Origin of the sequence: Aeromonas sp. 602658 (assembly GCF_049173005.1) — a bacterium.
In the GTDB taxonomy this organism is placed as follows: Bacteria; Pseudomonadota; Gammaproteobacteria; order Enterobacterales; family Aeromonadaceae; genus Aeromonas; species Aeromonas veronii_A.
The window spans coordinates 1-6,284 of sequence record NZ_JAAKRF010000060.1; the positions used below are offsets into that span (position 1 = coordinate 1).

The 6,284-nt window shown below is 55.7% G+C and carries 6 protein-coding genes; 3 read left to right on the forward strand and 3 right to left on the reverse strand.

Features of this window, described 5'->3' with window-relative positions; genetic code table 11:
* A partial coding sequence (locus G5253_RS20340) for an ATP-binding cassette domain-containing protein (RefSeq protein ID WP_421204154.1) occupies positions 1-587 on the reverse strand: 587 nt, incomplete at its 3' end.
* A 93-nt stretch (positions 588-680) separates the two neighbouring features.
* Between G5253_RS20340 and znuA the strand changes: the two genes are divergently transcribed.
* Both znuA and G5253_RS20350 read left to right on the forward strand, forming a co-directional pair.
* Complete coding sequence (gene znuA / locus G5253_RS20345) at positions 681-1,619, forward strand: zinc ABC transporter substrate-binding protein ZnuA (protein ID WP_266135340.1); 939 nt, start codon at positions 681-683, stop codon at positions 1,617-1,619.
* Positions 1,620-1,686: 67 nt separating this feature from the next.
* A complete protein-coding gene (locus G5253_RS20350) occupies positions 1,687-2,361 on the forward strand; it encodes a transglutaminase-like cysteine peptidase (protein ID WP_263085369.1) in 675 nt (224 codons plus the stop codon).
* Here G5253_RS20350 and G5253_RS20355 read toward each other — a convergent pair.
* Positions 2,356-3,297, reverse strand: coding sequence for a TAXI family TRAP transporter solute-binding subunit (locus G5253_RS20355; RefSeq protein WP_266135341.1), 942 nt, complete (start codon positions 3,295-3,297; stop codon positions 2,356-2,358). The two genes, G5253_RS20350 and G5253_RS20355, sit on opposite strands and share 6 nt — an antisense overlap.
* Entirely contained in the window at positions 3,294-4,592 is a 1,299-nt protein-coding gene (locus tag G5253_RS20360; protein ID WP_266135342.1) for a LapD/MoxY N-terminal periplasmic domain-containing protein, read from the reverse strand. Before G5253_RS20360 ends, G5253_RS20355 begins: the two co-directional genes overlap by 4 nt.
* A gap of 259 nt (positions 4,593-4,851) precedes the next feature.
* Between G5253_RS20360 and mepM the strand changes: the two genes are divergently transcribed.
* On the forward strand, positions 4,852-6,189 hold the full coding sequence (gene mepM / locus G5253_RS20365; RefSeq protein ID WP_266135343.1) for a murein DD-endopeptidase MepM: 1,338 nt from the start codon (positions 4,852-4,854) through the stop codon (positions 6,187-6,189).
* The last annotated feature ends 95 nt before the right edge of the window (positions 6,190-6,284 follow it).

Below are 6,284 nucleotides of genomic sequence, written 5' to 3' on the forward strand. Positions count from 1 at the left end.
TGGCGATTGAGGCAGATCACCTCGTGGGTGCTGGCCATCACCAGATGCAGGTCGTGGGAGACCATCAGCACGGCGCAATTGAACTCGGCGGCGAGCTGGCCGATCAGGGCATAGAGCTCTATCTGGCCGGTGATATCGACCCCTTGCACCGGCTCGTCCAGTACCAGCAGCTCGGGCTTGACCAGCAGGGCGCGGGCCAGCAGCACCCGCTGCATCTCACCGCCGGAGAGTTTTTGCATCCTGTTTTCCAGCAATCCCTCTGCGCCCACCCGGGCCAGAGCTTCCTCGATGGAGAGGCGGCTATTTTTGCCCAGTTGCAGGAAGCGACGCACCGTCAGCGGCAAGGTGGGATCCAGATAGAGGCGCTGCGGTACATAGCCGACTCTCAGGTCGCGGCTGCGGGAGATCTTGCCCGAATCCGGGGTGAGCAGACCCAGCACCAGCTTGCTCAGGGTGCTCTTGCCTGCCCCGTTGGGGCCGACTAGCGTGGTGATTTTGCCTTTATTGAGGGTAAAGGAGACCTTGTCGAGCACAGAGCGTCCATCAAACGAGAGAGAGACCTCTTTCAGCTCTACCAGTTGGCTCATGACAACTCCGGGGTTTACAGCCAGTGAGAGTTATAATATAACAAAAAGCGGCTGTTATATTATCACATACTCACCCCCTGACGAGATTCACCAATGAGAATTATTGCGCTTTTCACTGCCCTGCTGGCGGTGAGTTTGCCTGTTCGTGCCATTGAGGTACTGACCACCATCAAGCCCCTTGGCTTCATCGCTGCGGCGATGACTGACGGGGTGAGCGAGCCCAAGGTATTGCTGCCGACCGGCGCCTCTCCCCACGATTTTTCCCTGCGCCCTTCCGATATTCGCAGCATCAACAGTGCTGGGCTGGTGGTGTGGGTTGGCCCCGAGCTGGAAGGGTTTATGGCCAAGCCGCTGGCCAATCATCCCCATGCTTTGGCCCTGACTCAGGTTGAGGGAATGCCGCTGTTCAACTACGCGACTCAGGATAGTCATGACTCCCATGACCATGATGATCACGATCATGCCGCCCACGAGCACGGTAACCATGATCATGATGAAGGGCATGAGGGACATCATCACGAAGGGGTCGATCCCCATATCTGGCTTGGCCCGACGCAGGCCAAAGTGATTGCCAAGGCGATCGCAAGTGAATTGGGCAAGCTGGATCCGGCCAATCAGGCTCGCTATGACGCCAACCTCGCGGCATTTGATGCCAAGGTGGATGCCAAGGACAAGGTGATTGCTGGCCAGATGAAGGCAGTGAATGAGAAGGGGTACTTTGTCTTCCACGAGGCTTATGGCTACTGGGAGCGCCACTACGGCATGAGTTCAAAGGGTCACTTTACCGTGAGCCCTGAGCGTCGCCCGGGCGCCAAGACGCTAGTGGATATTCGCAAGGCACTGGAAGATAAGCAGGCGCGCTGCATTTATGCCGAGCCGCAATTCTCACCGGCTGTGATCGAATCGGTGGCACGCAATACCGGCGCCAAGGTGCTGTTGCTTGATGAGGTGGGTGAACAGGTGCCGCTTGGCCCGGATGGTTATCCCCAATTCATGCAACAACTGGCAGACGCATTTGCGCAATGTCGATGATTAGCGGCTGAGTCTCTCATCCGGACGGACTATACTGACCTCCAGCATCTGACATGGAGTGTCCGGTATGAAATGGTTGTTGATCCCGGCCTGCACACTGGCGCTATATTGCGCCAGTGTGCAGGCTTCGCGCCTTTCCGAATATATTGCCAGCCCCGATCTGCGGGCCAAACTGCAGGAGGTGTACGGTGGCCGCGCCATCCAGCGGGCCGAGGCATTCTCTCGTCTGCTCACTCCCAGAGCTGGAACCACGGATCAGCAGAAGATCGAGCTGGTGAACAACTACTTCAACAATCTCACCTACAGTGAAGACCCCAAGCTGTGGGGAGATGAGGATTACTGGGCCAATCCGCTGGAGTTCATCGGTGCCCGAGGTGGGGATTGCGAGGATTACAGCATCTCCAAGTACTACACCCTGATGGAGCTGGGGGTGGATGAGAAGAAGCTGCGGCTGGCCTACGTCAAGGCGGTGCGTTACAACCAGTTCCACATGGTGACGCTCTACTTCCCGACACCCAAGGCTGATCCACTGGTGCTCGACAACATCAACAGCCGGATCCTGCCGGGCAGCAAGCGTACCGATCTCATTCCCGTTTACAGTTTCGATGCCAAAAGCATCTGGATCATGAAGTCACGGCGGGAAGGGACGCTGGCGGGGAGTGCCGATCGGCTGGCGCAGTGGACATCGATGAAGACCCGTTTCTCCAGCGAGCAACTGCGCTCTCCTCGTCGTCAGCTATAGCTTGCCCGCCGCCTTCAACTCATCGAAATATTTCACCGCGCCCGGATGCTGTTCAATGCTCAGCACTGGGCCGGTTTTATTGCGTGCCCGGTGAAACATATTGGCGTAGCCATAAGTTTGCTCATTGAATTTGGTTTGCTGGGTCAGCATGGCCTTGGTCAGGCGATAGACAGACTCTTCCGGCATGGTGGCATTGGTAACCAGGGTGGCGGCAATGGCAAAGGTGGGCGTCGCCTTCATATTGCCGGGGTAGATGCGGGCAGGCACCTGACTGCGTTGGTAATATTTGACCCCCTTGAGTAGCTGATCCCGGGTGGCCCCATCGATGGGGAGGAAAGTGACCGCGCAACGTTTGGCGGTGTCGAGCACAATCCGGTTAGGGTGTCCCATCACCAGTGCAAATGCATCGATCTGCTTGCTACAGAGCGCATCCGGCAGGTTGGCCATGCTCTTCAGATCGAGATCCTGTTCTTTCGCTCCCAAGATGTTGAACAGGGCCAGCGCCGTCTGGCGGGTACCCGAGTTCTTCAACCCCATATCGATGGGGGCGAGCTTGAGCTGTTCCAGTGACGTGATATCTCCATCGGCACGGATCACTATGGTGAAGGGCTCGGCATGGGTGGCAAACAGGGCGCGCAGCTCAGGTTGCGGCTGCGTGGCAAAAGGGCCCAGGCCCTTGCTTGCCTGATACAGCCAGTCTGATTGCACCATGGCGTAGAAGGAGTCGCCACTCTTTAGTCGCTTCAGGTTTTCTATTGAACCCGATGAGCTCTGCAGCTTGCACGCAAGTTGCTCGTCGACCTCATGAGCCAGACGGCAAAATTCTTTGGTTATCTGGTGATAAATCCCCTGCTCACCCCCAGTGGCGATAGTGACGGTTTCAGCCATCAGGCAGGGTTGCCACAGCAGAGGCAACAGCATAGCGAGCTTCTTCATGATTGCGTCTCCTTGGCATAACCATCGATACCCCAGGTCCGCAGTTTGTCGATGTCGCGACACTCTCCCGATTCTGCCAGCAGGGTATAACCGGCGGCATGCATGGTCTGGGAGAGCAGATTCCAGTAGAGCGGTTCATCGGTCAGCTGACAGCTGATAAAGATGGGATTGAGCGGGTCAAGTTGATTGAAGGTATCCGCATTGAGGGGAATGGCGCTGAAGGCGAGCTCACACCCCTTTTCCTGCAACGCAGCCAATGTGACTTGGCCATGGGCAGGGAATGTGGCCACATCCCAGCGCCAATCCAGTGTTTTGCCGCGGCCCTGGCTTAGCAGAGGGGCGATTTCTGACCATTGCGGATGATTGAGCAGGGAGAGGGGTAGCAAGATCCCCTCTATATGGGAGCGCTGCCATAACTCCAGGGTGCTCTGGATGGTCGCGAGATCGCTGTCGGCTCCGAGGGGCTGACTGGGCAAGAAACGCTGATAGAGGGCGATTTCCCCTTGTGTGGAGACAAATTTTTGCAGTTGCCCGCCTTCTGGCAGCGGGCTTAGCCCTTGCAGTGGCTGTGGCATGGTTGGGGCAAGCTGTTTTCCCAGTTGGGTGATCTTGAGCCGTTGTTGCAGCAGATCCCGCTTGCGTTCGGAGACCAGTTGGTTGATGGAAAGTGCCACCTCTTTAAGGTCTTGCAACCAAGGGGTGGGCAGGGTGCTGTTGAACTGGTGTTTGCGCAGCCGGATCAGCTGCACATTGATCTGCTCCAGTGGTTGCAGCAGGCGCTTGCAGACCAGAGAGATGACTAGGGTAAATACGACGAGCCCCGCCAGCAGGGCTATGCCGGTGCGACTGATGGCATTCCACAGATGCTGATAGGCGTAGCCGCTATGTCCCTCAAGGGTCAGAGTGCCCAGCATGCGCCAGCCATCGGTCAACTCTTGCTCAATCTTGACGGGGGGCATGCCGATAACCGAGGGAAGCCAGCCGGGAACATTCTGCTGGGTAGAGTGGAATACCTTCTGAAACAGCACCTGACCATCCGGATCCACCAGCATGACCGAGCTGACGAAACCGCCATCGAACATGGCATTGACGATGGTTTCGGCCAGCACCTGATCATCATTGAGCAGGGTGCCTTGCAGTACCAGTCCAAGGGCTGTGATGGCGGTCTCCAGATTGGCCGACATCTGATCAAGGATTGACTGGCGGACTGTGGAGACTTCAAGAACGAACAACATAACTGCACCAATCAGGAACAGTACAAGGATTATCCAGCGCAACAGTTTTGATAACGTCATATCCACTCCATGGAAAAATTATCGCAACATTTGAATTTTTAATGCCGAATCGAGTCCGACCCGGCTCTTAAAAATAGGAAAAAATAGTTAAAAAAGGCGATCATTTCTGCCCATCAGGGCGTGTTATGCATAAAATGTGAGGTTCATGCAGATTGTGATGAACTATTTGTAATTTGTTTTGTCCAAAAAACAGTTTTATACGGTTTTGTCACAACTGACATCGCAATACTCTCTCTTGGATCTAAATACAGGATAGCGGATGAAACGTCTCCGTCCCTTGGTTGCACAGGCTGCCAATTGGGAACCACCGGTTCCCCGCAAACATTTTTACGCCATGCTGATGCTGACGGCCATGACCTTGTCAGCAGTGGCATTGCTGCCAGCGCCGGGGGATATCCTGGAGCGGCCTCTTCGCCTTGAGTTGCCCATTGATACCGCTGGTACAGCAACCAACGAAAACAACACCGATTTTAACGAAATCCCCGACCACGAACTGGTTGATCAGAGTGCGGCAGAGGACGATATCCCTGTTGATACCGCACCGCAGTGGCAGGATTACCGGGTGCGTAATGGTGAGAACCTGACCGCCATTTTTAACAATCTGGGACTCTCTACCACTACTCTCTACAAGGTACTTGATGCGGACAGCAAGAACTATCTGGCCAGATTGAAACCGGGCCAGACCATAGAGCTGCTGATCGATCAGGACAACATTCTGCAACAACTCAAGATCCGCTTGAACATCAAGCAGACGCTGGTGATGTCGCGCAGTGACGATGCTTATACTGCCTCCATGATCAACGAGAAGGTCGAGTGGCAGCCGCAGCGTTACAGTGGCGTGATCAACGGCAGTTTCTATGTCAGTGCCCGCAATGCTGGCATTCCTGCCACTCATATCCAGAAGATTGCCAACCTGTTCCAGTGGCGGATGAACTTTGCCCAGGATCTGAAAAAGGGCGATAAATTCAAGGTGTTGGTACGCCAGGAGACAGTCGAGGGCAAGAGCACCGGTAACAGCCAGCTGCTGGGTGTGGAAATGATCAGTCAGGGCAAGACGGTGTCGGCCTGGCTCTCCGATGATGGCAATTATTACGATGGTCAGGGCAACAGCCTGGAGCGTGGTTTCCGCCGTTATCCGACCCACAGTCGTTACCGGATCAGCTCAAACTTCAACCCCGCGCGCAAGCATCCTGTGACTGGTGCTATCCGTCCCCACGAGGGGACCGACTTTGCCGTTCCGGTGGGTACCCCGGTACTGGCCACGGGTGACGGTGTGGTCCAGAAGGCGACCAGCCACCCGCTGGCGGGTACCTATATCGTCATCAAGCACGGTCGAACCCTCTCTACCCGTTATCTGCACCTGAGCAAGTTGCTGGTCAAAACCGGTCAGCGGGTGAAGATGGGCGACAAGATCGGCCTTTCCGGCAACACCGGTCGCTCGACTGGTGCTCACTTGCATTACGAGCTGCGGATCAACAACCGTCCGGTTAATGCCATGACCGCCAAGCTGCCGATGGCTGAACCGCTCAGTGGCAAGGAGCGTCGCCAGTTCCTGGCCAAGGTGAAGAGCTACCGCAAGGAGCTGGCCGCCGGTTAATCGCTGTAGCCACTAGCTTGTCTAGTCCTGAAATAGGTTTACACATTTTCAACTAGCATTTCTCTACTCAGAACCCCCTATGTACCGCATCGGGG

What these genes read in the sequence shown, in the direction of transcription:
- znuA (WP_266135340.1), top strand. Translation starts at nt 681, where the DNA reads ATGAGAATTATTGCGCTTTTCACTGCCCTGCTGGCGGTGAGTTTGCCT.
- G5253_RS20350 (WP_263085369.1), top strand. Translation starts at nt 1,687, where the DNA reads ATGAAATGGTTGTTGATCCCGGCCTGCACACTGGCGCTATATTGCGCC.
- G5253_RS20355 (WP_266135341.1), bottom strand. Translation starts at nt 3,297, where the DNA reads ATGAAGAAGCTCGCTATGCTGTTGCCTCTGCTGTGGCAACCCTGCCTG.
- G5253_RS20360 (WP_266135342.1), bottom strand. Translation starts at nt 4,592, where the DNA reads ATGACGTTATCAAAACTGTTGCGCTGGATAATCCTTGTACTGTTCCTG.
- mepM (WP_266135343.1), top strand. Translation starts at nt 4,852, where the DNA reads ATGAAACGTCTCCGTCCCTTGGTTGCACAGGCTGCCAATTGGGAACCA.